This window comes from Rhodococcus sp. A14, from assembly GCF_011603105.1.
GTDB classification, from domain to species: domain Bacteria; phylum Actinomycetota; class Actinomycetes; order Mycobacteriales; family Mycobacteriaceae; genus Rhodococcus_F; species Rhodococcus_F opacus.
Genome location: NZ_JAAOQS010000011.1, coordinates 54,537 through 74,680 on the forward strand (window position 1 = coordinate 54,537; position 20,144 = coordinate 74,680).

The window sequence follows — 20,144 nt, forward strand, 5'->3', positions numbered from 1 at the left end:
ATGGCGCCGAACTTTCTTAACAGTCTTTGCAAGGAGCTGTGAAAAGCTAGCCAAGATTGGCAGTAGCAACAGGTAGACGGCACTTTTTGCTTGTGTCACTCTGGGTAAGTACATACGAAGGGCCTGGCAAGGATGTGAAGCAGTACATCCGTACCGGACCAGCAGATCGAAGAGAGTGGAGTCTTGATGTCGACCACCGGCACCCCGAAGACCGCAGCTGAAATCCAGCAGGATTGGGACACCAACCCGCGCTGGAAGGGAGTAACCCGCAACTACACGGCGGAGCAGGTCGCCAAGCTCCAGGGCACCGTTGTCGAAGAGCAGACCCTCGCACGCCGTGGTTCCGAGATCCTCTGGGACCTCGTGAACAACGAGGACTACATCAACTCGCTGGGCGCGCTGACCGGTAACCAGGCCGTTCAGCAGGTCCGTGCAGGCCTCAAGGCCATCTACCTGTCCGGCTGGCAGGTCGCCGGTGACGCGAACCTGTCCGGACACACCTACCCCGACCAGAGCCTCTACCCGGCCAACTCGGTCCCGCAGGTCGTGCGCCGCATCAACAACGCCCTGCTGCGCGCCGACGAGATCGCCAAGGTCGAGGGCGACACCTCCGTCGACAACTGGCTCGCCCCGATCGTCGCCGACGGCGAAGCAGGTTTCGGTGGCGCGCTCAACGTCTACGAGCTGCAGAAGGCCATGATCGCGGCCGGCGTCGCCGGTTCGCACTGGGAAGACCAGCTCGCGTCGGAGAAGAAGTGCGGCCACCTCGGTGGCAAGGTCCTCATCCCCACGCAGCAGCACATCCGCACCCTGACCTCGGCTCGCCTCGCGGCCGACGTCGCGGACGTTCCCACCGTGGTCATCGCCCGCACCGATGCCGAGGCCGCGACCCTCATCACGTCCGACGTCGACGAGCGCGACCAGCAGTTCCTGGACGGCACCCGCACCGCCGAGGGCTTCTTCGGTGTCAAGAACGGCATCGAGCCCTGCATCGCTCGCGCCAAGGCCTACGCCCCGTACGCCGACCTCATCTGGATGGAGACCGGCGTGCCGGACCTCGAGGTCGCCAAGAAGTTCGCCGAGTCCGTTCGCAGCGAGTTCCCGGACCAGCTGCTCGCCTACAACTGCTCGCCGTCCTTCAACTGGAAGGCGCACCTGGACGACTCGACCATCGCGAAGTTCCAGAAGGAGCTCGGCGCGATGGGCTTCAAGTTCCAGTTCATCACCCTGGCCGGCTTCCACTCGCTCAACTACGGCATGTTCGACTTGGCCCACGGCTACGCCCGCGAGGGCATGACCGCCTTCGTCGACCTGCAGGAGCGCGAGTTCAAGGCCGCCGAGGAGCGTGGCTTCACCGCCATCAAGCACCAGCGTGAGGTCGGTGCCGGCTACTTCGACAGCATCGCCACCACGGTCGACCCCAACACCTCGACGGCTGCTCTGAAGGGATCCACCGAAGAGGGTCAGTTCCACTGAGCCTTGTCCTCCAAGGCTTCGACCGATCACGGTTTCACCTGATCAACCCGACCCCGGGGAGGGGCCTGTAACCGGGCCCCTCCCCGGGCGACGACTCCACTAGACGAAAAAGGAGCTGACGTGACCAGCGAAAAGATTCAGCGCGTCGGCGTGATCGGCGCCGGGATCATGGGTGCCGGAATCGCTGAGGTGTGTGCTCGCGCGCACGTCGACGTTCTGGTGTTCGAGCAGACCCGCGAGCTTGCGGCGGCGGGGCGTTCGCGCATCCTCCGTTCGCTCGACCGCGGAGTGAGCAGCGGCAAGATCACCGAGCGGGAACGTGAGCAGGCCGCCTGGCGGCTGCGGTTCACCTCCGATCTCGGTGATTTCGCGGACCGACAGCTCGTCGTGGAGGCCGTCGTCGAGGACGAGAAGGTGAAGAGCGAGATCTTCACCGAACTCGACCAGGTCGTGACGGATCCGAACGCCGTACTGGCGTCCAACACGTCGTCGATCCCGATCATGAAGCTGGGCATCGCCACGAAGTCCCCGGAACGGGTCATCGGGATGCACTTCTTCAACCCCGTTCCGGTGCTTCCCCTCGTCGAGCTGGTGACCACGCTCAAGACGAGCAAATCGGTGTCCGAGCGGGCCGAGGCCTTCGCCAGCGATGTGCTGGGCAAGCAGGTCGTCCGTTCCGCGGACCGTTCCGGATTCGTCGTCAACGCCCTCCTGGTGCCCTACCTGCTCTCCGCAATCCGCATGGTGGAGTCCGGGTTCGCCACCAAGGAAGACATCGACAAGGCAACGGTTCTCGGCCTCGCACACCCGATGGGTCCGCTCGCGCTGACCGACCTGGTGGGCCTGGACACGGTCAAGTCCATCGCCGACTCCATGTACGAAGAGTTCAAGGAGCCCCTGTACTCGGCGCCGCCGCTGCTGCTTCGCATGGTCGAGGCCGGGTTGGTCGGCAAGAAGTCCGGAGCGGGCTTCTACGAGTACGGCGACAACGGTCGTGCCAGCAAGAAGGCCAGCTAGTAGGTAGGTAGGCGACTACACCTGTGCGCCTTTCACGACCACTGGCGGTTGTGAGAGGCGCACAGGTGCATCGAGCCCAGAGGCATACTCAGCCACTGGACTGAGTCCAGAAAGGTCGACCGCATGTCCAGCACCGCAGCATACGGATCCAGCATCCTGGGGTATCCCCGCATCGGACCTCGCCGCGAACTCAAGCGTGCCCTCGAGTCCTACTGGCACGGCACGAGCACGAAGGAAGAACTCGTCGCCGTCGCCCGGGACCTTCAGGAGGAGACGTGGAGCGAACTCGCCGCGACCGGTCTGACCCAGGTCCCGGGCAACACGTTCTCCTACTACGACCACGTACTCGACAACGCGCTGCTGTTCGGTGCCGTGCCCGAGCGGTTCGAGCCGCTCGAGAGTCAGCTCGATCCGCTGGACTTCTACTTCACGCTGGCCCGCGGCCGGCCGGACTTCCCGCCGCTCGAGCTGGTGCGGTTCTTCGGCACCAACTACCACTACCGTCAGCCCGAACTGGACGAGAACACCGAGTTCTCGCTGCGGTCCGAGACCGTGATGGACGAGTTCGAGCGGGCGAAGGCGCGCGGGATCGAACTACGTCCCGTCATCCTCGGCCCGGTGTCGCTGCTCCTGTTGTCGAAGGTCGGTCCGACGTCGAAGCGGCACGGCTTCTCGACCCTCGACCTGCTGGACAAGGTGCTGCCGGAGTACGAGCGGCTGTTCGAGCAGCTCGCGAAGGCGGGCGCCACGTGCGTTCAGCTGGACGAGCCGTCGTTCACCGAGGACCGCACACCGGAAGAACTGGCCGCGCTGGCCAAGGCGTACGAGAAGCTGTCGCACGCACCGCTGCGGCCCCGCATCCTCGTCACCGGTCCCTACGGGCATCTCGGGGAGGCGCTCGCCATCCTCGCCTCCACCAAGGTGGAGGCTCTGGGCCTCGATCTCGTCAGTCACCGGCTCAGCGCCGACGAGCTGGCGAAGATCCCGGGCATGAAGCGCAAGCGCATCTACGCCGGTGTGGTCGACGGCCGCAACGTGTGGCGCGTCGACCGGTACAACACGCTGACGTACCTGAACACGCTGAAGGACGTCGTGCCGGATCTCGTGGTGTCGACGTCGACGTCGTTGCTGCACGTGCCGTACGACGTGTTGTCCGAGTACGACATCCCGGGTGATGTCGCGGACCGGCTCGCGTTCGCGAAGCAGAAGGTCGGCGAGGTGGTCTCGCTGGCGAAGGCGCTCACCGAGGGGCCGTCCGACAAGTGGCGCAAGCGTCCCACGTCGGTGCACTTCAAGCTCAAGCACGCGGTGCGAGCACGGGTCAATGCGATCAAGCCGGGCGACCGCTTCCGGGTTCCGTACGAGGAGCGACGGGTCGCCCAGCAGGAGCGACTGAACCTGCCGCTCGTTCCGGCGACGACGCTGGGCTCGTTCCCGCAGACGGACGCGATCCGCCAGGCCCGGTACGAGCTGGGTGAGGGACGCCTCGACTGGGAGGAGTACTACAAGCGGATCCAGGCCGAGATCGAAAGCACGATCCGGTTGCAGGAAGACATCGGTCTCGACGTCTTCGTGCACGGTGAGCACGAACGCAACGACATGGTGCAGTACTTCGCGGAGCTTCTCGAAGGGTATGCCTTCACCCACAACGGGTGGGTGCAGGCTTACGGCTCGCGGTGTACACGTCCGCCGATCCTCTACGGGGACGTGTCGCGGCCGAAGCCGATGACCGTCGAGTGGATTTCGTACGCGCAGTCGCTGACGGACAAGCCGGTCAAGGGCATGCTCACGGGTCCGGTGACGATGATCGCGCGGTCGTTCGTCCGCCAGGATCAGCCGCTGTACGAGACGGCAGACCAGTTGGCGCTGGTGATCCGTGACGAGATCGCCGACCTCGAGGCGGCGGGTATCGCGATCATCCAGGTCGACGAGCCGGCGATCCGGGAACTGCTGCCGTTGCGCGAGAACGGCCGCGAGGCGTATCTCGAGTGGGCGGTCGACGCATTCCGTCTCGCGACGGGCGGGGCGAAGCCGGAGACGCAGATCCACACGCATATCACGTACACGAGCCGGGCGTCGGTGGTCGACGCCATCGAACGGCTCGATGCGGACGTGACGGCGATCGTGGCGACGCGCTCCATCACGTGGGTGCTCGATGCCATCAAGGAGCGGGCGCTGACCCACGGTGTCGGTCCGGGTGTGTACGAGAGCCGGTCGGCCCGGATCCCGGACATCGACGAGTTGGACGAACTGCTCACGGAGGCGAGCGAGTCGATCTCACTCGAGCGGTTGTGGGCCAACCCGGACGGCGGACTGAAGACGCGGCACTACTGGCAGCTCGAGCCCTCGCTGCGCAATATGGTGGCGGCCGCGAAGCGTCTCCGCAGACGGGCCGAGAAGGAAGAATCCGAGGCCTGATTTCTCAGGCGTGTCCGGGGTCACCGCCTCTGCGGTGGCCCCGAACGTGCCTTCGGCCGCGCAAACATGTAGACGTGTAGGCCGCCACGAGTGGGCCAGCACGCGACGGCGCCTACGACCGCGTGGTCGGCAGCGACGTGCGGTACCGATTCGTGATCGACACGGCAACGATCTGACCTACGCATCACCGAGTTGATCTCGCAGTGACGCCAGTGTCTTCGCCAGCAACCGGGACACGTGCATCTGCGAGATGCCGACTCGGTCGGCGATCTGGGTCTGGGTCATGTTGCCGAAGAACCGCAGCATGAGGACGGTCCGCTCCCGTTCGGGGAGAGATTGGAGCAGGGGGCGCAGGGTTTCGTGGTTCTCGACGTCGTCCATCGCGGCGTCGTAGTCGCCGAGTGTCTCCACCATCGACAGCTCGCCGGTCCGGTCCGACGACGTGTTGTCGACGGAGACGGTCTGATACGCGTTGCCGGCGAGGAGCCCCTGCGCCACCTCCTCCTGTTCGAGGTCCAGGTGTTCGGCGAGTTCGCTGACGGTGGGGGCGTGACCGAGGCTCTGGGACAGTTCGGCGACGGCCTGGCTGAGCGCGAGGTGCAGTTCCTTCATCCGGCGGGGTACTCGCACGGCCCACCCGGTGTCGCGGAAGTGCCGTCGTACCTCGCCCATGATGGTGGGGACGGCGAACGACACGAAGTCGGATCCCCGCTCCACGTCGAACCGGTCGACCGAGTTGACCAGTCCGAGGCGCGCGACCTGAACCAGATCGTCGTGCGCCTCGCCGCGGCCGTCGAAGCGTCGCGCGATGTGTTCGGCGAGTGGGAGACAGCGCGTCACGACGGCGTCCCGCAGTCTGCGGCGCCGGGGATCGTCCTCGTCGAGGGCTGCCATCTGTTCGAAGAGTGCTGTGACGTCCTGATACTCGTCCGGCCAACGGGCCGTGTGCCCCCCACTGTGAGTATGGGACGTCACAGACTCAGGCCGTTCTTCACCTTGGTGAATTCCATGGTGGTCACGAAACCCGCGGTAGCGGGGTCGGGTTCCTGTTTCAGATCGACCGAATCGGTGAGGGCGTTGAGTACGTGCCAGGCGAACGAACGCTCGCCGAGGGAGCCGACCGACGTGGTGGTGCTCGATACGTCGACTCGCAGGGTGTTGTCGAGATACTGCAGCCGGCACACCAGGAGCGCGTCCGGTGTCGCGCGGACGATCAGCTGGGTACAGATCTCGTCCATGGCCAGTTTGATGTCGGCGATGGAGTCGAGGTCGAAATCTTCGTGGATGGCAACGGTTGCTGCCAGGGCGCGCAGTACGGAGAGCTGATCGGGCGTTGCTCGCACGCGCAGTTCGACGACGGGATGTGTGTGATCCTGGTCGGGTTCGATTGTCTTGGCGATGGCCATGAGACCTCCGGGTCGGGCGTACCGTGCTGTCGGCGGGCGGTGGGTCGGCTCGCGCTGCTGAGAAGTCAGGGTAGCGATCCGGCGACACCGCAGGTGGAATACCGCAGAACAGGACCGATCAAACCAGTCCGATCAGTACGTTTGCCCGAGTAATGTTGGCGGCACGATCAGCGTTCCTGAGGCCCTCGGCAGGGTCATGGTGGTCACGGGAGACGAGTGGGATGCCTGACGAGATTCACCTGCACACGTTGACGAGTGCTGTCGAGGCTGTGCAGGCCGACGCGGTCGCCGTGTCGCTCGACTCGGTGCTCGAGTTGCTCGAGCCGGAGGACGAGACCGACGTCGCGCTGCACAGGCTGTGCCGTCGGGTAGTCCAGACGTTCCCGGGTGCGGCGATGGCCGGGATCACCGTTGTCCGGGCGACGGGTCCCGTCACGGTGGCCGCGACCTCGGACGAGCTCGCGGCACTCGAGGAGTTGCAGTACCGCCTCGGTGAGGGTCCTGCGCTCGACGCCGTACGCTCCGGCGAGACCGTGCGGGCCGACCGTGCCGCCGCGCACGAGAGGTGGCCGGCGTATGCCGCGAGTTCCGAACCGGCCGGCGTCCACAGCTATCTGTCCGTACCCCTGCCCGTCGCGGAGCAGTCCGCCGCGCTGAATCTGTACGGACTGCTGCCGCACGCCTTCCACCGGATGGACGAGTCGGCGCTGGAGCTGTACGTCGAGGCGGCTGCGGTCGCGGTGCGTAATGCCCGGCGGTACAGCGAGGCGAGAAACCTGATCGAGCAACTTCGTATCGCCCTCCGGTCCCGCGCCGTCATCGATCAGGCGAAGGGAATCGTGATGGCGTTGCGGGGTCTCGACGCCGAGACCGCGTTCGACGTCCTCGTCACGCGTTCGCAGCGGGAGAACGTCAAACTGCGCGTGGTCGCAGAACGTGTCGTCGCGGCTGTTTCGGCGCGTACAACCGTGCATAACGGTTTGTAATCGCTCACCAGGGCAAATGAGAGCTCGAGTATCTGTTATTTCCTTGTGACACATCACAGGCGGGAGTAGTCTCGAACCGAGGTTGAACACACAGCCGATGTCGGGAAGCGCTGCGGTAGCAGACGGTGTCATGTGTCCGAGGTCGGGTCTGTCTGCAGGTGCTCCGCTTCCCCTCTCAATGTTCGAGATGGGGTGAGCCATGTCTGTTGGTCCAGGGGTCCCAGAACCTGAAATGGCGTGTTCGGGCACGGAGTTCGGTACCACGTACAAGCCGAGGGTAACGCTCTCGGCTGTCGGTTCCGCTCCGACACGCTGTGCGAGCGCGGAATTCACTTCCGAGCGACTCGGGTCCGGGGTGATGTTGGTAGGGGTACGAGGCGAGATCGACCTGTTCAGTGCACCGGGGTTCCGCGACTACGTGTGCACGCGGATCTCGCCGGAGGGGCAGTTCATCCTCGACATGTCGCAGGTGGATTTCATCGGAACCGCGGGTCTGTCGGTGCTCGACACCGTCCACACGACGAACGTCCGGGACGGGCGGACGTGGGCGATGATCTGCGGCCGTCCCGTATATCGGCTGCTCAGAGCGGCGGGCCAGGAGTCGAGCTACCCCTGCTTCGCTTCCGTGGACAGTGCCCTCGGGGCCTGGCACGGCCGAACGGCCTGACCGTCCGAACCGGCGCCCGACTTTCAGTGGGCGCCGGTTCGACTCGTGCGCGGAGGGGCCGACACGCAGCGGCCGTAGGCGCGGAGAGTGTCGGTGGCGACCCGGTCCCACGAGTAGCGGGCGCGGGCGCGATCGCAGCCCGCCATGCCGTATCCCGTGCGCAGGGCGTCGTCGTCGAAGATCTGTCGCAGGGCCTCGGCCAGGCGGACCGGGTTGCGCGGTGAGATGAGGCGTCCGGTGATGCCGTCGACCACCGTGTCCCGCATCCCGCCGACGGCGGACGCCACCACCGGGGTGCCGCAGGCCATCGCCTCGAGCGGAACCATGCCGAACGGCTCGTACCACGGGGTGCACACGACGGCATCCGCCGAGCGCAGCAGCGAGGGCATGGCGTTTCTCGGCACGCGCCCGACGATCCGTACCCGGTTGCGCACCTTCGCCTCACGGGCCAGTGTCAACAGTCGCGACGCTTCGGGGTCGTCGGCGACGTCGTCGGCGGCCGGACCGCCCGCGATGACGAGTTCGGTGTCGGGGAAGTGGGAGAGTGCCTCGATCGCGGTGTCGAAGCCCTTGCTCGGCGCCAGTCGGCCGACCATGACGAGGCGATGGCGTTTACCCTTCTCGTCGGCCCGGCCGTCGGGCGTGAACTCGGCGACGTCGACGCCGGACGGAACCACGGACGTACGCGAGCGCGGCAGGCCGAGGTGGGAGAGTTCGAAGACCTCGTCCGTACACGTCGCCACCACCCGGGTGGCGCCGCGGGCGATCAACTGTTCCAAGTGAATTCGGTTGTGAGTGCTCGACGAATCCGCTCGCTCGAACCTCTGCTCGACCACCCCGAGCGCATGGAACGTCTGGACCACCGGAATGCCGAGCGTGCGGGCGGCGAGTTGCGTCGCGATCCCGGACATCCAGTAGTGGGCGTGGACGATGTCGGGCCGTTCGGATTCCCATTCGGTCTTGAGGAAGCTGCCGAATGCCCCCATCAGCGGCAGGATCTCGGCCTCGGACATCCGCCGCGCCGGCCCGACCGGCACGTGCACGACGGTGTACCCGCCCAGGGTGGTGACCCGCTCCGGGGCGTCCTCGCTGTCCGCCCGGGTGTAGACGGTGACGTCGTGACCCTCTCGTGTGAGGGCTGCCGACAGTTCGGCGAGGTGAATGCTCTGCCCCCCGACGTCGGCGCCGTCCGAGACGTCGAGAGGACTGGCGTTGGCCGAGACCATCGAAATCCTCAATCGTCTCGAGGTGCCGACGGCTGCCGTTCTCATCGGTTGCCCGCCGCACACGGGAGGTCTGGGTTCGCGATGAATGGCCGTCATGCCACGGGGATTCCCGAACTTCGGGTTTGTAAACCGACCGGCTAGCACTCTGTCACAGGACAGGTTGCACCAGCCGGCCGGTATTGCGTTCTAATACCAACGCCGCCTGCCGCCGACCGCACGTCCGGTGGCGCCGAGAATCCACAGGATCGCGCCGATCACCAGGAGGATGATGCCGATGGTCCACAGCCAGGTGAGGCCGGTGAGCCATCCGATCAGGAGCAAGATCAGTCCGAGCACGATCATGGCGTTCCTCGATTCTTCATCCCACCGGGGTGATGAGAGTGTCCGGTCCCGGACCCTCCCGCACCCCGTCGACTCCTGCGCCCATTGCGTAGGTCAGATGCCCGCCGAGCGCGCCGCCGATGCCGATCGCGAGAAGTCCCGCGGTGCTCGTGACGACAGCGCGTGCGTCCGATCCGTGCCTGCGGCGAAGGTAGGACGCGAACATGGCCGTGATGCCGATGGCGTTGGCCTCGGCGTGGATCAGGCCGACGCGGCGCTGACGCGTATCGCGTTCGGCCCAGTCCGCCCAGCCGGTCACCAACGTCGGGGGAGTGGCGAGCAGTCCCAGGCCGATCAGTCTGCGTGCGCCGACGTGATCGCGGAATGCCAGATCGAAGACGGTCGCGCCGACCCACGCCCCGATGGGAAGGCTGACGAGAACGGGATGCACGGGGTGCCCGAGCCATGATCCGCGCAACACCGGGCCCGCGCCGGACGAACCGAGCACCCCCTGGATCCGCTGTTGCAGGAACCGGCTGCCGCCGTCGAGGAACCCGGCGGATTCCGCCTTCCGGAACAGGCTCTCGAGGTTCATGCCTTGCGGTTACCCAGGGCGGCGCGAAGAAAACCGGCCCACCTTGTCGTCGATGCAGGTCGGGCGTAGCGTCGGGACCACGTTCTCGAAGGTGAGGTGAGTGCCGTGAAACTCAATCTCTTCGCTGCTTGGGTCAGCTTCGCTCTCGTGTTGTTCTCGGTGGTCTGTCTCGGCGGGTTCCTCGTCGCCGCCGGCTCGGGGCAGGGCGGCTGGGCGGTGATCTCCGGATCTCTGTGCGTCGTCGCGCTGGCCGGAGCGATGGCGCTGTACGGCGGAACCGTGCGTCACGATCACAGGCTGCACCACGAAACGCCGCACCTCTTCTGACGGCGGCATGTCCGGGAGGCCTCAGGATTCCGCGAGCCTCCGCTTCTCCGCTTCGATGTCGAAAGTCGCGGCCGGCCAGTCGAGGTCGAGCTTCTCCAGGGCGCCGATCAGCAGCTCGGTGACCGCGATCCGGCTGTACCACTTGCGGTCGCACGGAACCACGTACCACGGCGCGTAATCAGTCGACGTCTCGTCGAGCATCGCCTGATACGCGTCCTGGTATGCGGGCCACAGCCTGCGCTCGTCGACGTCCGACGGGTTGTACTTCCAGTACTTGTCCCGGCGTTCCACCCGTTCGAGCAGCCGCGCCTTCTGCTCGTCGAGTGACACGAACATCGCGACCTTCACCAGCGTCGTGCCGCCGGCGACGAGTTCCTTCTCGAATTGGTTGATCTCGTCGTAGCGGCCGCTCCAGACTTCCTCGGGCACGAGATCGTGAACCCGGACCACCAGCACGTCCTCGTAGTGCGACCGGTCGAAAACACCGAGTTGTCCGCCGCGGGGCAGGGCCTTGTCGATCCGCCACAGAAAGTGGTGGCGCTTCTCCTCGGGAGTGGGCACGCCGAACGACGCGTGATCCACGCCCTGCGGATCCACGTGCCCGACGACGTGGCGGACCATTCCGCCTTTACCCGCGGTGTCCATGCCTTGCAGCACGAGCAGCACCGACCGGTGGTCGCCGGATCGTCCGTTGGCGTAGAGCTTCTCCTGGAGCGACGACAGTACTGCCCCGCGTTCCTCCAGCAGCGCGACCCCGTCCGACTTGTCGCCGACGAATCCGGGTGTGCTCCCGCAATCGAGTTCGGCGATCGGCTGACCCGGGCGCGACCGCAGGGCCTCGATCGCCGACATTTTCCACAATCCGCGTGCCTTGTCTGCCATGTGCAAACAGTGCCACAGGAGCGTTACATGGAGTTGTGAGCGGCGAGGTGCATCGGTGTCGCGTCCTGGTGATCGGGACGGGTTTTTCCGGTCTGGGCACGGCCATTCAGCTGCGCAAGCGGGGGCGCGACGACTTCATTCTGCTGGAGAAGGCGCGGGAGGTCGGTGGCACCTGGCGGGAGAACACGTACCCCGGTTGCGCGTGTGACGTGCCCTCGCATCTGTACTCGTTCTCGTTCGAGCCGAACTCGGACTGGACCCGGATGTGGTCGGGTCAGGAGGAGATCTTCGACTATCTGCGCGGTCTGGCCGACAAGTACGACCTGCGGCGCAACATTCATTTCGGCCGCACGATGACAGGCGGGTACTGGGACGCCGAACGGCAACGGTGGCACGTCCACACCGAGTCGGGCGACGAGTACGTCGCCCAGTTCGTCGTGTCCGGGATCGGCGCCCTCCACATCCCGAACGTCCCGCATCTGCCCGGCGCCGACACGTTCGAGGGCACGGTGTTCCACTCGGCGGAGTGGAACCACGACTACGACCTGCGGGGCAAGAAGGTCGCGGTGATCGGCACGGGCGCCAGCGCCGTCCAGTTCGTTCCCGAGATCGTGGGCGACGTCGCCGAGTTGCAGTTGTATCAGCGGACGCCGCCCTGGGTGATACCGGGCTTGAACTTCGGCATTCCGCCGCAGGCGCGGCGCCTGTTCGGCCGGGTCCCGTTGGCCCGTCGAATGGTGCGTGCCGCGGTCTACTGGACCTACGAATCGCTCGCGCTCGGGTTCAACGGGCACTCCCGCCTGATGCGGCCGATCGAGAGCGCGGCACGGAAGAACCTGAACAGGACCGTCACCGATCCCGAACTGCGCCGGAAGCTGACCCCGTCCTATCGCATCGGTTGCAAGCGGATCCTGGGGTCGGACGTGTACTATCCGGCGCTGATCTCACCGAAGACGGTCGTGCTCACCGAGGGCATCGCGGAGGTGCGCCCGCACAGCATCGTCGCGGGCGACGGGGCGGAGCGGGTGGTGGACGCGATCATCTACGCCACCGGATTCCATGTCACCGACGGCTTCGACAATGTCGAGCTCACCGGGGTCGAGGGCCGGCGCCTCGCCGACGAATGGGAGGAGCACGGGATCCGCACCTACCTCGGTATCACCGTCGCGGGTTACCCCAACGCGTTCTTCCTCTTCGGACCCAACACCGGGCTCGGTCACAATTCGGTGGTCTTCATGATCGAGTCGCAGATTCGTTATGCACTGGAACTGATGGATCTCGTCGACCGGCGCGGCGCCGATTCCGCGGCCGTCCGGCCCGCGGTGCAGAGCCGCTTCAACACCGACATCCAACGGAAACTGGCGAAGGGGGTGTGGTCCACCGGCGGGTGCGTGAGCTGGTACCTGGACTCGCACGGCGTCAACCGCACCATCTGGCCGGGTTCGACCGTGCGCTACTGGCGCCGGACGCGGTCGGTCGAACCGGCGGACTTCGAGTTCACACCCGGCTGAACGGCGGGGGCGTCACTCCGTCGACGAGATGGCTTCCCCAGAGGTCCACCCCGGTGATCCGGGCGGTGGCCGTGCCTGCCGGGCTGGTGATCTGCAGTTCCGTGCCCGCGGACAGGTCGGCATCCGGGCCGAGGGCGTCCGTCAGGGTGCGGACGCGGCCGTGCCAGACGTACCGACCGCTGATGGGTTCGAAGTTTCCCGCCAACTGGACCTGCACGGTCACGGCGGGACGGTCGCCGACGACGACGTCGGCGGGGCCGCGGTAGCCCTCTTCTTCTTCATCGTGTTCGTTCACACAGGCAAGTTTACCTGTAACTGCTAGTTACACAAGAAACGGTCGGGCGCCTAGTCGGCCTCGGCCGCAGGCGGCAGCAACGGGTGCGGGATCGAGTTGAATCGCGCGGGCGAGCCGTTGACCGCAGCGATACCGGTGACGCCACCCCAGGTCATCATCGTGAGGTAGTTGATCAGATCCTCGACCGACATGGACCGGTTGGAGATCCACCAGTGCGTCGCCAACTGCACACCACCGACGATTCCGTACGCCCAGGGGACGGCGCCGCCGGAGTCCATCTCCATCTGCCGCAGCCGCTCGCCGAGAACGGTGGAGAGCACCTCCGCGATCATCCGTTCCGAGTCGGCGACCGTCTCGCGGCCGGGGCCGGAGCCGTTGGCCATGATGTACAGGTAGACGTCGGGATCCGACGCCACCGTCTCGACGTACGCCGTGATGGTGGCGCGGGTCAGCTCGAAGTCGTCGAGGTCGCCGCCGATGGCCTCGTAGATCCGCGGGGCGAGTGTGGTCTCCACGTAACGCGCCATGGTCGCGTTCGTCAGATCGCTCTTGTCTGCGAAATAGCGGTACAGCACCGTCTTGGAGACACCGATCTCGGATGCGATCTCGTCCATGCCGATGTCGCGTCCACGCAAGCGGATGGCGGCGATCGTTCCGTCGACGAGTTCTTCTCGGCGCGCAATCTTGTGCTCACGCCAGCGGCGCTTGCGCCCATCGGGCTTTGCCGCCTTGTCCAGCTTCGTCATCGACTCGGTCACCTGCTCAGGATCCTTCACGTCGTCGTTCGCCACTGAGTCTCTTCACATCCGTTTCGTGTCGCGATCTCCTGTCAGCTTAGTGCTCCGGTCTTGTCGCACGGCACAACGCCGTCTGTGCGGGCGCGCGTCCAGCGGCTGGGCTGCCGCCTCCGCGCCGTCCTTGGGCACAATGGCGTCTGTGGATCAACTGAGCCTTTCCGCCTTCGACGACGACGCGAAGCGCCGCGATCTCCGCAAGATGAAGGCTGTCGCGACGGGCTTCCTCGTGTTCGCCACCGTGGTCTACCTCGTGTGCAGGTGGCAGGAATCGCGGGGCGCCGGGGCTTGGGTCGGCTACGTGCGGGCCGCGTCCGAGGCAGGAATGGTCGGTGCGCTGGCCGACTGGTTCGCGGTGACGGCCCTGTTCCGGCATCCGCTCGGATTGCCGATCCCGCACACCGCGATCATCAAGCGCAAGAAGGACCAGCTGGGGGCGAGCCTCGGCAACTTCGTCGGCCAGAACTTCCTCGCCCCCGAGGTGGTGTCCGCCAAGGTGGAGGCTGCGGAGATCCCGCTGCGGCTGGGCACGTGGATGGCGCAGCCCAAGCACGCCGCGCGCGTCGCTGCCGAGACGGCCACCATCCTGCGCGGCTTCGTCGAGATCCTGCGCGACGAGGACGTGCAGCAGATCATCGACAGCACCCTGGTGCGCAGGCTGGCCGAGCCCCAGTGGGGGCCGCCGATCGGGCGGGTACTCGGCGAACTCCTGCGCGAGAACCGGCAGCTGCCGATCCTGGATCTGCTCGCCGAGCGGGCGCACCAGTGGGCGCTCGGGAGTCAGGAGACCATCGACCGGATCGTCAGCCGCGATTCGCCCGCCTGGTCGCCCAAGTTCGTCGACGCCATGCTCGGCGAGAAGATCCACCGGGAGCTCGTCGAATTCACCTGGAAGGTGCGATCCAACCCGGAGCACGAGGTGCGGCAGGCGGCCAACCGCTTCCTCGTCGACTTCGCCGACGACCTGCAGAACGATCCCGCGACCATGGAGAAGGCCGAGAAGATCAAGGCCGAGATCATGGGGCGCGAGGAGGTGACCGGCCTCGCCGCCGCGACGTGGACGGTCGCCAAGCGCCTGATCATGGAATCCGTCGACGACCCGAACAGCACGCTGCGCACGAAGGTCGCGGAGAACGTCGTGCGATTCGGTGAGCGGCTGCGCGACGACCACGAGCTGAGAACCAAGGTCGACGGGTGGGTGCTCGCCGGCACGCGCTACGTCGTCGTTCACTACACCGACGAGATCACCGCGATCATCTCCGACACCGTCGAGCGCTGGGACGCCGAGGAGGCGTCCAAGAAGATCGAATTGCAAGTGGGACGGGATCTCCAGTTCATCCGCATCAACGGCACGGTTGTCGGTTCGATCGCGGGCCTGCTGATCTACACGTTCTCGACGTTGCTGTTCGGGTGACATCTGCCTCGACGGAGGGTCCGCTAGCTGGGTGCTAGCAGAGTGCTTGCAATTGCTAGCACCCTGCTTTAGGCTTGGTTCTGCCCAGCAACACGGAGGACTGATGGCAAGCGACGATCGCGACGCAGCCGGTGCAGGAGATCTGGCAGCTCGCGTAGTCAGCAACGCCGCTCACGACATCGGAGGTTTCATTCGTGCCCAGCGCGAAGCGGCCCAGGTGTCGATGCGGCAGCTGGCGCAGCTGGCCGGTGTCAGTAATCCGTATCTGAGTCAGATCGAGCGTGGGTTGCGCAAGCCCTCGGCCGAGGTGCTTGGGCAGATAGCCAAGGGTCTCCGGGTGTCTTCGGAGGTCCTGTACGTCCAGGCGGGTTACCTCGAGCAGCGGCCACACGGTCCCCTCCGTGACGCTCTGCTCGCGGATACGGCCATTACCGAGCGGCAGAAGCAAGTGCTGCTCGAGATCTACGAGTCGTTCTGTCGTGAGAACGAATCGGCGGAAGCGGCCGAATCCCGGACGTCCGAGCTTCGGACAGAAGAACACCAGCGTTCTGATTCCCAGACGCCGGAACCAGAACCCCCCACCGTTGAACAGGAGAAAGCCGATGACTGACCAGAAGACCATCGACAGCGTCAAGACCTCGCTGTACGCGGCCGTAGGCGCCGGAGACGTCGTTGTGCAGGCCGTGGCCGACGTCGTCGCCCAGGTCCGCTCGCGCGCCGAGTCCACCCAGGGTGACGTCGAGGAGCGGGTCGGCGGCGCCAAGGAGCGCATCGCCGGACTCCAGGAAGAGGTCACCGAGGGTGTCGAAAACCTTCGCGACCGCCTCGCCGGACTGCCGTCCGAGCTGCCCGAGGAGCTTGCCGAGCTGCGGGAGAAGTTCACCGCCGACGAGCTGCGCAAGGTCGCCGAGGCCTACCTGAAGGTCGCATCCGACCTGTACACGTCTCTCGCGGAGCGCGGCGAGGACACCGTCGAGCGCATCCGCAAGCAGCCGGTCGTCGAGGAGGGCATCGGCCGCGCCGAGACTGCCTTCGGCGACGCCGTCGAGCTGACCGAGGAAGCTCTCGGCACCGTTGCACGCCAGACGCGCGCCGTCGGCGAGCAGGCCGCGAAGCTCGCGGGCCGCGCGTCGGGTCGCATCTCCGACACCGCCGAGGGGCTCGGCGAGGCCATCGCCGACGCCGGCGACGAGGCTGCCCTGAAGGTTCTCGACCTGGGCGACCAGGCCGAGGAGGCGTCGAAGGACGCTGCCGATCGCGTCACCGCCACCGCGGCCGACGTCCAAGCTCGTGCCGACAAGGCTGCCCCGGCCAAGCATGCCGCTCCCGCCAAGAAGGCTGCTCCGGCCAAGGCTGCGGCAACTCCGGCCCCGGCTCCGGCCAAGAAGGCCGCCGCTCCGGCCAAGAAGGCTGCTCCGGCCAAGAAGGCTTGATCCTTCACGCTTTTCGGCCCCCGCACGTTCGGTGCGGGGGCCGTTTGCGTGTCGACCTCGTAGGATGGGGCTGTGATTCAAGTTGACGGCGTCGTCTCGGTGATCTTGTTGGTGATTCGCATCGTCGCCCTGGGCGGCGCCGCGTACGCGCTGTTCCACGCGGCTCGCCAGCGCAAGGACGCGTTCACCGCCGTGGACAAGTTGAGCAAACCGATCTGGCTGAGCATTCTCGCCGTCGCGTTCCTCGTCCTCCTGCTGTTCCCCGCCGTGCAGTTGTTCGGCATCGTCGCGGTGGTCGCGGTGTGCGTCTATCTCGTGGACGTGCGCCCGCGCGTCGATGACGTGCAGCGCGGGCCTCGCTGGTAGTCGCTCCCACCCCATGAGCAAGTGACGGCGTGGCTCTCGTGCGCCCAAACGATGACAATGGACATTGTGACAATGCTATTGTGATGACACGGCTACCGAGGAGCTGACATGTCCGTCGTCCACCTGCGTGACTCAGCGAGCGATGCCCACCGGGCCGTGGGACTCGTCGGCGGTCCGTCCCGGCTGCTGCTCCGACGGGCGCGCACCGTCTGATGAAGGAATACCGGATCGACGACCTCGCACGCGAGGCGCGGGTGAGCGTGCGCAACGTGCGCGTCTACCAGGACCGCGGACTGCTTCCGCCGCCACGGAAGCAGGGGCGCACCGGGTGGTACAACGATTCGCACCTCGCCCGGCTGCACCTGATCGGCCGCATGCTCGATCGCGGCTACACGTTCGCCACCATCAGTGAACTCCTCACGGCTGCGCACTACGGACTCCAGGTCAAGGACGTTCTGGAGACCGACGACCCGGGCAGCCGATGGAAGAAGCGCAGGCGAGCGGCCCGTCTCACGATCGCCGAGCTGAAACGCATGTTCGGTGCGCAGACCACCGAGGCCAACATCGCCAAGGGCACCGAACTCGGTGTGCTCGTTCCCGCGGGGGACGACTACTCGGTGAACGATCCGCGACTGGTCGAGGCTGCGCAGGTCCTCGTCGACGCCGGCATCCCCCTCGAGGGCGTCCTCGAACAGACCGCGGCGATGCGACGAGACCTCTCGGACGTCGCCGCGCGGTTCGTCACCGTCGTCGCGGACCGTTACCTCGCCGCCGAGGGTGAGCCGCTCGAACTCGACGAGGCGAAGGTCTCGGAGATCGCGCGGCTCATCGACCAGATGCGTCCCCTCGCGCACGACGCCGTCCAGTCGCTGTTCGAAGAGGCGATGGAGGAGCAGATCTCCAAGGCCCTCGTGAGGGCGGCCCGGCAACTCGGTGAGACACCGGGTCCGGCGACGAGCACCGACACCAACAGAGCAAGTTAGACAGGACAGGGGTAGGAATGACCAGCAGTTCGCGCACCATCGCCTTCCGGGCACTCGCCGGCGCAGCCGGAGCGGGCGCCGTCGTCGCCGCGGCAGCGGCGATCCGCCGCACGCGCGCCACCCGCGGGTTGACGTTGTCGACCGAGGTGGCGCCGAACGAGCTGCTGCGCACCCCGAACCTGCGCCCGGACGTGACGGAGATCCTCACCGACGACGGAGCGACGCTGTACGTCCGCGCCTACGGTCCGGTGGACGGCGATCCCATTGTGCTGAGCCATGGCTGGACCTGTTCGACCGAGTACTGGTACCCGCAGGTGAACGCGCTGGCGGACGAGTACCGGGTCATCACCTACGACCAGCGTGGGCACGGCCGCAGCACGGTCGGTTCGCTCGCACTCGGCCCGGACGTCCTCGCCGACGACCTGTCTGAGGTGCTGAAGGCGACGGTGCGTGAAGACCAGAAGGCCGTGCTCGTGGGTCACAGCATGGGTGGCATGAGCATCATGGCGTGGGCAGGCCGGCACCCCGACGAGGTGAAGAAGTACGCGTCGGCGGTTCTGCTCGCCAGCACCGCCTGCGACCGGCTCATCGCCGAGACCACCGTCGTCCCGCTGCCGAATCGTTTTCCGCGAGTGCCGGTCCCGGTCGGCCGCGCCGTCCTGAGCACACCGGTGCCGTTGGTGTCGTCGCCGGTGATGACCCGCGCGCTCCAGTACGTGTCGATGTCGCCCAACGCCTCCCGCGCCGAAGTCCAGTTCTGCGAGAACATCGTCCGGGACTGCAAGCCGCGCATCCGCGGCGGCTGGGGTGCCGCGCTCAGCGGCCTCGACATCCACGAGGCTCTCGACAACCTCGACGTCCCGACCACGGTGCTCGTCGGCTCCATGGACCGACTGACCCCACCGGTCCACGCCCGCAAGCTCGCTCGCGTCCTGGACGAGGCGGGTCACCTCGAGCGGCTGATCGTCCTGCCCGGCGTCGGCCACATGAGCTCCGTCGAGAGCATCGACGAGTTCGACAAGGAGATCGTCCGGCTGCGCAATCTCTGATCCGACAGGTGCCCGCGTATTGGTCAGGCTCACACGCAATAGCGTGTGAGCCTGACCGATACGTCGGATTCTGTGTTCGCCGGGGCTAGCTGAACACCACCGTCTTACGGCCGTGCACGAGGACGCGGTCCTCGAGATGCCAGCGCAGGCCGCGGGACAGTACGAGCTTCTCGATGTCGCGACCCTGCCGGACCATGTCCGCGACCTCGTCGGCGTGGTCGACGCGGATCACGTCCTGCTCGATGATGGGGCCCGCGTCGAGTTCGGCCGTCACGTAGTGGCAGGTGGCGCCGATCAGCTTCACACCGCGGGCGAATGCCTGGTGGTAGGGGCGGGCGCCGACGAAGGACGGCAGGAAGCTGTGATGGATGTTGATCGCCCGGCCGGCCCAGTGCTCGCACAGTGCCGAGGGCAGCACCTGCATGAAACGCGCGAGCACCACGGCATCGGGGTCGTGGGCGTCGACCAGTTCACGCACCTGCTCGAACGCGGGCCCGCGTTCGGCGGGATCCTTCGGGAACGGCACGTGATGGAAGTCGATGCCGTGCTGTCGCGTGACGTTCTCGAGGTCGCGGTGGTTGCCGATCACCGCGCAGATGTCGGCGGGCAACTCGCCTCCGGCCGCACGGCCCAGCAGGTCGTGGAGGCAGTGCGCCTCCTTGCTCACGAGCAGCACCACCCGCTTGCGCTCACCGGTGTCGGACACGGTCCACTCGGTCTCGGGGCCCAGTTCGGCGGCGACGGCCGCGAAGCGTTCCCGGAGTTCCTCGATGGACATGTCGACGGACGACGCACGCACTGCCTGACGGGTGAAGAACCAGCCGGTGTCGGCGTCGGCGTGGTACGCCGCCTCGACGATCCAGCCGCCGACCTCGGCGAGGAACGTCGAGATCCGGGCGACGATGCCGGTGCGGTCGGGGCAGCCGAGAGAAAGAACGTACCGGTGGTCCTCGGTCGAAGCAGCGCTCATGGGCAACA

Annotated in this window: 22 protein-coding genes; 13 read left to right on the plus strand and 9 right to left on the minus strand. The window is 66.4% G+C overall.

Annotated elements, in window-relative coordinates; genetic code table 11:
- Positions 1–186: 186 nt before the first annotated feature.
- The 3 genes from aceA to metE all read left to right on the plus strand — a co-directional run bounded on the left by aceA (position 187) and on the right by metE (position 4,911).
- Positions 187–1,476 (plus strand): isocitrate lyase, encoded by a 1,290-nt coding sequence (aceA, locus tag G9373_RS08880; RefSeq protein WP_005261078.1) that lies wholly within the window; start codon positions 187–189, stop codon positions 1,474–1,476.
- Positions 1,477–1,596: 120 nt separating this feature from the next.
- Positions 1,597–2,493 carry a 3-hydroxybutyryl-CoA dehydrogenase gene (locus G9373_RS08885; protein WP_005261077.1) on the plus strand — a complete coding sequence of 299 codons (897 nt, stop codon included), beginning with the start codon at positions 1,597–1,599 and terminating at the stop codon, positions 2,491–2,493.
- Between the two features lie 123 nt (positions 2,494–2,616).
- Complete coding sequence (gene metE / locus G9373_RS08890; RefSeq protein ID WP_133985024.1) at positions 2,617–4,911, plus strand: 5-methyltetrahydropteroyltriglutamate--homocysteine S-methyltransferase; 2,295 nt, start codon at positions 2,617–2,619, stop codon at positions 4,909–4,911.
- Between the two features lie 177 nt (positions 4,912–5,088).
- Here the strand turns inward: metE and G9373_RS08895 are convergent, their stop codons facing one another.
- Together G9373_RS08895 and G9373_RS08900 are read right to left on the minus strand one after the other, a co-directional pair.
- On the minus strand, positions 5,089–5,886 hold the full coding sequence (locus tag G9373_RS08895; protein WP_005261075.1) for a SigB/SigF/SigG family RNA polymerase sigma factor: 798 nt from the start codon (positions 5,884–5,886) through the stop codon (positions 5,089–5,091).
- Positions 5,883–6,317 carry an ATP-binding protein gene (locus G9373_RS08900; RefSeq protein ID WP_005261074.1) on the minus strand — a complete coding sequence of 145 codons (435 nt, stop codon included), beginning with the start codon at positions 6,315–6,317 and terminating at the stop codon, positions 5,883–5,885. The genes G9373_RS08895 and G9373_RS08900 overlap by 4 nt, the downstream gene beginning before the upstream one ends.
- A gap of 221 nt (positions 6,318–6,538) precedes the next feature.
- Between G9373_RS08900 and G9373_RS08905 the strand changes: the two genes are divergently transcribed.
- Both G9373_RS08905 and G9373_RS08910 read left to right on the plus strand, forming a co-directional pair.
- Positions 6,539–7,303, plus strand: a complete 765-nt coding sequence (locus tag G9373_RS08905) for a GAF and ANTAR domain-containing protein (protein WP_005563331.1) — start codon at positions 6,539–6,541, stop codon at positions 7,301–7,303.
- A 358-nt stretch (positions 7,304–7,661) separates the two neighbouring features.
- On the plus strand, positions 7,662–7,970 hold the full coding sequence (locus G9373_RS08910) for an STAS domain-containing protein (RefSeq protein WP_231137685.1): 309 nt from the start codon (positions 7,662–7,664) through the stop codon (positions 7,968–7,970).
- Positions 7,971–7,993: 23 nt separating this feature from the next.
- On the opposite strand, the gene G9373_RS08915 is transcribed toward G9373_RS08910, so the two are convergent.
- From G9373_RS08915 to G9373_RS08925, 3 genes are all read right to left on the minus strand, one after another.
- Positions 7,994–9,196, minus strand: coding sequence for a glycosyltransferase (locus G9373_RS08915; RefSeq protein WP_005563329.1), 1,203 nt, complete (start codon positions 9,194–9,196; stop codon positions 7,994–7,996).
- Positions 9,197–9,382: 186 nt separating this feature from the next.
- Positions 9,383–9,538: a DUF6131 family protein gene (locus G9373_RS08920; RefSeq protein ID WP_005251863.1), complete on the minus strand. Its 156-nt coding sequence runs from the start codon at positions 9,536–9,538 to the stop codon at positions 9,383–9,385.
- Between the two features lie 16 nt (positions 9,539–9,554).
- Positions 9,555–10,112 (minus strand): DUF2231 domain-containing protein, encoded by a 558-nt coding sequence (locus tag G9373_RS08925; RefSeq protein WP_133985022.1) that lies wholly within the window; start codon positions 10,110–10,112, stop codon positions 9,555–9,557.
- A gap of 96 nt (positions 10,113–10,208) precedes the next feature.
- Here G9373_RS08925 and G9373_RS08930 point away from each other — a divergent pair, with 96 nt between their 5' ends.
- A complete protein-coding gene (locus tag G9373_RS08930; protein WP_005261069.1) occupies positions 10,209–10,439 on the plus strand; it encodes a hypothetical protein in 231 nt (76 codons plus the stop codon).
- Positions 10,440–10,460: 21 nt separating this feature from the next.
- On the opposite strand, the gene G9373_RS08935 is transcribed toward G9373_RS08930, so the two are convergent.
- Positions 10,461–11,321 carry a polyphosphate kinase 2 family protein gene (locus tag G9373_RS08935; RefSeq protein WP_039953065.1) on the minus strand — a complete coding sequence of 287 codons (861 nt, stop codon included), beginning with the start codon at positions 11,319–11,321 and terminating at the stop codon, positions 10,461–10,463.
- 35 nt (positions 11,322–11,356) lie between these two features.
- Here G9373_RS08935 and G9373_RS08940 point away from each other — a divergent pair, with 35 nt between their 5' ends.
- The gene (locus G9373_RS08940) at positions 11,357–12,832 is read left to right on the plus strand and encodes an NAD(P)/FAD-dependent oxidoreductase (protein ID WP_005261067.1); all 1,476 of its coding nucleotides are present in this window, start codon (positions 11,357–11,359) and stop codon (positions 12,830–12,832) included.
- On the opposite strand, the gene G9373_RS08945 is transcribed toward G9373_RS08940, so the two are convergent.
- Both G9373_RS08945 and G9373_RS08950 read right to left on the minus strand, forming a co-directional pair.
- Complete coding sequence (locus tag G9373_RS08945; RefSeq protein ID WP_005563322.1) at positions 12,819–13,127, minus strand: DUF4873 domain-containing protein; 309 nt, start codon at positions 13,125–13,127, stop codon at positions 12,819–12,821. The genes G9373_RS08940 and G9373_RS08945 overlap by 14 nt on opposite strands.
- A gap of 50 nt (positions 13,128–13,177) precedes the next feature.
- A complete protein-coding gene (locus G9373_RS08950) occupies positions 13,178–13,918 on the minus strand; it encodes a TetR/AcrR family transcriptional regulator (protein ID WP_133985020.1) in 741 nt (246 codons plus the stop codon).
- Positions 13,919–14,063: 145 nt separating this feature from the next.
- Between G9373_RS08950 and G9373_RS08955 the strand changes: the two genes are divergently transcribed.
- From G9373_RS08955 to G9373_RS08980, 6 genes are all read left to right on the plus strand, one after another.
- Entirely contained in the window at positions 14,064–15,335 is a 1,272-nt protein-coding gene (locus G9373_RS08955; protein WP_005563320.1) for a DUF445 domain-containing protein, read from the plus strand.
- Between the two features lie 103 nt (positions 15,336–15,438).
- Positions 15,439–15,945, plus strand: coding sequence for a transcriptional regulator (locus tag G9373_RS08960; protein WP_005261063.1), 507 nt, complete (start codon positions 15,439–15,441; stop codon positions 15,943–15,945).
- Entirely contained in the window at positions 15,938–16,768 is an 831-nt protein-coding gene (gene tadA, locus G9373_RS08965) for a major lipid droplet protein TadA (RefSeq protein ID WP_005261062.1), read from the plus strand. The genes G9373_RS08960 and tadA overlap by 8 nt, the downstream gene beginning before the upstream one ends.
- A 72-nt stretch (positions 16,769–16,840) precedes the next feature.
- On the plus strand, positions 16,841–17,134 hold the full coding sequence (locus tag G9373_RS08970) for a DUF2516 family protein (RefSeq protein WP_005251878.1): 294 nt from the start codon (positions 16,841–16,843) through the stop codon (positions 17,132–17,134).
- Between the two features lie 212 nt (positions 17,135–17,346).
- Positions 17,347–18,117 (plus strand): MerR family transcriptional regulator, encoded by a 771-nt coding sequence (locus tag G9373_RS08975; RefSeq protein ID WP_133985018.1) that lies wholly within the window; start codon positions 17,347–17,349, stop codon positions 18,115–18,117.
- Positions 18,118–18,134: 17 nt separating this feature from the next.
- The gene (locus G9373_RS08980; RefSeq protein WP_064079818.1) at positions 18,135–19,166 is read left to right on the plus strand and encodes an alpha/beta hydrolase; all 1,032 of its coding nucleotides are present in this window, start codon (positions 18,135–18,137) and stop codon (positions 19,164–19,166) included.
- Positions 19,167–19,251: 85 nt separating this feature from the next.
- On the opposite strand, the gene purU is transcribed toward G9373_RS08980, so the two are convergent.
- Positions 19,252–20,136, minus strand: a complete 885-nt coding sequence (purU, locus tag G9373_RS08985) for a formyltetrahydrofolate deformylase (protein ID WP_005261059.1) — start codon at positions 20,134–20,136, stop codon at positions 19,252–19,254.
- Positions 20,137–20,144: the final 8 nt, after the last annotated feature.

What these genes read in the sequence shown, in the direction of transcription:
- G9373_RS08980 (WP_064079818.1), top strand. Translation starts at nt 18,135, where the DNA reads ATGACCAGCAGTTCGCGCACCATCGCCTTCCGGGCACTCGCCGGCGCA.
- metE (WP_133985024.1), top strand. Translation starts at nt 2,617, where the DNA reads ATGTCCAGCACCGCAGCATACGGATCCAGCATCCTGGGGTATCCCCGC.
- G9373_RS08960 (WP_005261063.1), top strand. Translation starts at nt 15,439, where the DNA reads ATGGCAAGCGACGATCGCGACGCAGCCGGTGCAGGAGATCTGGCAGCT.
- G9373_RS08900 (WP_005261074.1), bottom strand. Translation starts at nt 6,317, where the DNA reads ATGGCCATCGCCAAGACAATCGAACCCGACCAGGATCACACACATCCC.
- G9373_RS08935 (WP_039953065.1), bottom strand. Translation starts at nt 11,321, where the DNA reads ATGGCAGACAAGGCACGCGGATTGTGGAAAATGTCGGCGATCGAGGCC.
- G9373_RS08920 (WP_005251863.1), bottom strand. Translation starts at nt 9,538, where the DNA reads ATGATCGTGCTCGGACTGATCTTGCTCCTGATCGGATGGCTCACCGGC.
- G9373_RS08915 (WP_005563329.1), bottom strand. Translation starts at nt 9,196, where the DNA reads ATGGTCTCGGCCAACGCCAGTCCTCTCGACGTCTCGGACGGCGCCGAC.
- G9373_RS08975 (WP_133985018.1), top strand. Translation starts at nt 17,347, where the DNA reads ATGAAGGAATACCGGATCGACGACCTCGCACGCGAGGCGCGGGTGAGC.
- purU (WP_005261059.1), bottom strand. Translation starts at nt 20,136, where the DNA reads ATGAGCGCTGCTTCGACCGAGGACCACCGGTACGTTCTTTCTCTCGGC.
- tadA (WP_005261062.1), top strand. Translation starts at nt 15,938, where the DNA reads ATGACTGACCAGAAGACCATCGACAGCGTCAAGACCTCGCTGTACGCG.
- aceA (WP_005261078.1), top strand. Translation starts at nt 187, where the DNA reads ATGTCGACCACCGGCACCCCGAAGACCGCAGCTGAAATCCAGCAGGAT.
- G9373_RS08910 (WP_231137685.1), top strand. Translation starts at nt 7,662, where the DNA reads ATGTTGGTAGGGGTACGAGGCGAGATCGACCTGTTCAGTGCACCGGGG.
- G9373_RS08925 (WP_133985022.1), bottom strand. Translation starts at nt 10,112, where the DNA reads ATGAACCTCGAGAGCCTGTTCCGGAAGGCGGAATCCGCCGGGTTCCTC.
- G9373_RS08905 (WP_005563331.1), top strand. Translation starts at nt 6,539, where the DNA reads ATGCCTGACGAGATTCACCTGCACACGTTGACGAGTGCTGTCGAGGCT.